A 3,757-nucleotide genomic window follows, 5' to 3' on the forward strand; every position below is an offset into this window, starting at 1 on the left:
ATCAACACTCTCTCTCTTGCCATCAAATAAGCTCCCCACTCTCTCTCATCACGTTCATGCATCTTTGTAATCTTAGCAAGTGAGCCTTCAAGTGCTGTAAAAAAAACTGCTATATCACGCTTTGGATGAATTGGCATCGAGATTCTTCCATAATACTCCATGCCCTCTTCTAAGACATCATCTTCCATTTTAAAATGCTCAAATCCAATGGATTCTATCTCGCAAGCGTTTGTAAGTGAAACTCTATTTGGCTCTTCATTTTTTAAAAACTTCTCTAATGAATCAATCTTTCTATGAAGTTCAATCATTAGATTTAGAAGCACTGGATCAGTGTCTGATGTGTCACCTTTTCCACGTGCGAGCTTTAACCATTGGCTTATCGGATCATCATCACTCTCCCCTAGTTTGTCAAACTCTCTTAAGTACTCTTCACTATGTAGAGCAATAGGACTAAAAGCTATACTAATTGGTGCTTTTACTAAACGAATACTCATTAAAATACCTTATCCATCACTATCAAAATAAAAAAGAGTATGCCAAGATAGCCATTTACAGTGAAAAATGCCCTATCTATCTTTGTAAAATCTTTTCTAATTAGATAGTGTTCATATCCAAGCATAAACATACTAAGAATTACTGCATTATATGCAAAAAAGCCAAGTCCTGCAACCCAAACAAAAAGAGCCCAAAACACTATTGCTAGAGCATGAAACAGAGCAGAGAGAATAAGTGTTGCATCCTCTCCATACTTTGAAGGGATAGAGTAAAGCCCCTTTTCTTTGTCAAAATCTATATCTTGGAGTGAGTACAAAAGGTCAAACCCAGCAACCCAAAATAAAACTCCAAAACTAAGTAAAACAGACCATGGTGTTATCTCAGCACTCACAGCTACAACACCTGCAATTGGAGCAAGTCCAAGAGAGAGCCCTAAGACAATATGCGCTAAAGATGAGAAACGCTTAAAGTACGAGTAACTTCCTAAGATAAGAAGAATCACAAAACTAAGATAAAATGCAAGAGGATTTATAAGGTAAGCAACTGCAATAAAAACAGCACCATTTAACGCTGTAAAGAGCAATATAGTAGTTGAGTCAAGTCTGCCATCTACATTTGGTCTAGAAGCTGTTCTTGGATTTTGTGCATCTATATCTCTATCTGCAAATCGGTTGAGTCCCATAGCAAAATTTCTAGCACTAAGCGCTGCAAGTACCCCCAAAAACAGGAGCCAAAAACCAAACCAACCATCAGCTGCAACTATCATAGCTATAAAAATAAAAGGGAGTGAAAAGATGGAGTGCTCAAACATCACCAGCTCGTTAAAATCTTTAAATTTATCTATATAACGTTTCAAATCCAACCTTAAGCTTTCTTTTGTTTTATTTTACCCAAAGTTGATTTAAATATTGATATAATTTTTTTATGATTCAATTAGCAATTATTGGCCCCACAGCATCTGGAAAAAGCGATTTAGCAATAAAAATCGCAAAAAAAATAGATGCCTATATACTCTCTATTGATTCCCTTAGTATCTATAAAGAGATTGATATAGTCTCTGCAAAACCGTCTTGTGAAGAGCTACAAAAAGTAAAGCATTTTGGGATAGATTTTTTAAATGTAAATGATTATTTTAGTGTTGATATCTTTATAAATCTCTATAAAGAAGTTCTTGAGATATGTAAAGAACACAAGAAAAATCTTATCATTGTTGGTGGTACCTCTTTTTATCTAAAATCCCTTATAGATGGACTCTCCGAGATTCCAAAAATAACACAAGAGCAATCTTTAAATGTAAAAATAAAACTTAAAAACTTACAAAATTGTTATGATTTTTTGTACTCTCGTGATAGTGAATATATGAAAAATATATCTCCAAATGATAGCTATAGAATAGAGAAAGCTCTCCTTATATATGAGGGTTCTGGACTTACTCCAACAGAGTACTTTAGGCAAAATCCTCCAAAACCAGTCATAAAAAATATATCTATTTTTAACATTGAAGTTCAAAGAGACCTCTTAAGAGAGCGAATACTTAGTCGTACAAAAAAGATGCTGGAGTCAGGGCTTATAAATGAAGTGGCATATTTAGAGCAAAAATATACAAGAGCTCCCCATGCTATGGGCTCAATTGGCATAGTTGAGACGCTAGAGTATATAGATGGTTTTATCTCAAAGGATGAGATGATAGAGAAAATTTCTACCCACACAGCTGGGCTTGCTAAACGACAACAAACTTTTAACAAAACTCAGTTTGAAAATGTTATCTCTGCGCCCCTAGATGAGCTAGAAGAGATTATCTACTCTACTCTAAGGATTTAGCGCTCTTAGCAAGTCCAGCCCAAGCTGAAGTTGGGTCTATATCTATTGCTTGTTGATACGCTTCTTTTGACTCTTTATCTCTCCAGAGTCTCTCTAAAACGCTTCCAAGAAGATACTTCTGTCGTGACATATTATTTTTGTTAAGTGGCGCGCCATCAAGCTGTTTTATAACTTCTAGAGCCTTGTCATAGTTCTCTTTTTGCATGTATGCTTCGTATAGTGTAAATTCTACATATGGCGTTTGCGGTTTTGAAGTTGAGTTTTTTTGAATATTTAAAACTTTATCACCATACTCTATAACTAGGTTTGTATCTTTTATTTCGCTTCCAACACCCATAACTGCGGCATATCTATCTATATCTATATAATCCTCGCCATATATATCCATAAGTTTTGCGATTGATTCAATCATTTTATTTCTATTTTCTAACCTCTGATATACATCAAAAAGATTTCTGTAAACATCTAAATAAGGAGACTCTTTATCATTGCCTATAAGTGTGATTAGCTCTTTTGAAGCCTCTATAACATTGCTGTAGTTACCAGTTGCAAAATCTATTTTGATATATCTATAGAGCCATTTTTTTCTGAGTTCTAAATCTTTAGATTTGATGTTTCTATCTGCCATTTTTTTAGCAAGTTCAAAATCACCACCTTTCATAGCACACTCATAAACTCCATCATCCCACTCGCTTGAGAGTTCAATACTGTATTTTGATGAGATAAGAAGAACATTGTTACACTCTTTTTCTCTTAGCGATAACTGCATTACACCTATAGCTGCATCAGTTATAAGTTCAGGTACATCGCCGTACTCTACTCTATCTAGTTTTGTAATTTCGTCTTCAAGAGAGAGTGCCTCTTTAAACATTTTTTGCTCTATTAGAAGTTTCATCTTCTCATATAGGGCTTTATCGCCTATTCTATCCCCTGAGTATTCGTTTATCAACTTATCATATGTTTCAAATTTAGTTGTTGTGTTATCATCATTTACATCAAAAAAGAGTGCATCTTTTGCAAACTTTACGTCTGATAGATATATGCCATCTGGAAATTTTTCTATATATATATTTAGTGCAGCAAGAGCATCTTTCTTCTTGGATGATTGAGAGAGCCAAATACCAACATTTTTCACAAGCTCCTCATACTCATCTTCAACAACCTCCATATTTTCATAAAGAGCTTTTGCTATCGTAGCAGCTGAGATAAAGTCGTTACTTTCCGCAAAGTCATACATCATGTATATAGATTCAACTTTATCTTTAGCAAAGTAGCTAGGTTTTGCCAGGGCAATTTTTTCTATGTGTTTTGCTGCTTCGCTCATCTTGGTATTTGATATCAGTACTCTGCTTAATCTAAATGCCGCTTCCACTGCAACATCAATGTTATCTGTCTCACTAAGTGCCTTTTCATACAGTGTTTGAGCCTTTGAATAGTTTGC

Annotated in this window: 4 protein-coding genes; 1 reads left to right on the forward strand and 3 read right to left on the reverse strand. The window is 34.7% G+C overall.

Features of this window, described 5'->3' with window-relative positions; all coding sequences use genetic code 11:
* Positions 1–494: hypothetical protein (locus PHI38_RS09615; RefSeq protein WP_299855564.1), on the reverse strand; the 494-nt coding region annotated here is incomplete at its 3' end.
* Positions 494–1,351 carry a menaquinone biosynthesis prenyltransferase MqnP gene (mqnP, locus tag PHI38_RS09620; RefSeq protein WP_299855566.1) on the reverse strand — a complete coding sequence of 286 codons (858 nt, stop codon included), beginning with the start codon at positions 1,349–1,351 and terminating at the stop codon, positions 494–496. The genes mqnP and PHI38_RS09615, both read right to left, overlap by 1 nt.
* A gap of 68 nt (positions 1,352–1,419) precedes the next feature.
* On the opposite strand from mqnP, the gene miaA reads away from it, so the two are divergent.
* Positions 1,420–2,316, forward strand: coding sequence for a tRNA (adenosine(37)-N6)-dimethylallyltransferase MiaA (miaA, locus tag PHI38_RS09625; protein WP_299855568.1), 897 nt, complete (start codon positions 1,420–1,422; stop codon positions 2,314–2,316).
* Here the strand turns inward: miaA and PHI38_RS09630 are convergent.
* Positions 2,300–3,757, reverse strand: a 1,458-nt coding sequence (locus PHI38_RS09630) for a tetratricopeptide repeat protein (RefSeq protein WP_367182615.1), incomplete at its 5' end; no start/stop codon positions are given. The genes miaA and PHI38_RS09630 overlap by 17 nt on opposite strands.

The organism is Sulfurimonas sp. (genome assembly GCF_028694895.1).
In the GTDB taxonomy this organism is placed as follows: domain Bacteria; phylum Campylobacterota; class Campylobacteria; order Campylobacterales; family Sulfurimonadaceae; genus Sulfurimonas.